Here is a 277-nt window from a genome sequence, read left to right on the forward strand (position 1 = left end):
AGAAAGGCGTTGACGGCGAAATCTGCGGGCCTATAATGCGCACCTCTTCCGGCGCGGCCTGATCTGAAAACTCCTTGTTAAACAAAGAGTTAGGTTTAAGTAAAGGTTGCGATGGTGGCGGATTCGAGTAGAATGCGCCGAGCTGGCGGGGTGGTGGTTTGATCCTGTCGGTGTCTCGGTTCGAAAGAGCTGGAGAAGCTAGAAAGAGGTAGTTGACAGCGGGTTTGAACGCTGTAGAATTCGCCTCCCGCTGATGTGAAGCGTAAAGCGGATCGGA

Annotated in this window: 1 pseudogene; it reads right to left on the minus strand. The window is 53.1% G+C overall.

The annotated features are described in order from the left end of the window. Window positions 1–277 (minus strand): annotated as a pseudogene (locus F3I62_RS20255) (hypothetical protein); the annotation flags it as partial.

The sequence above is a fragment of the Pseudomonas sp. R-28-1W-6 genome, from assembly GCF_009799925.1.
GTDB lineage: Bacteria > Pseudomonadota > Gammaproteobacteria > Pseudomonadales > Pseudomonadaceae > Aquipseudomonas.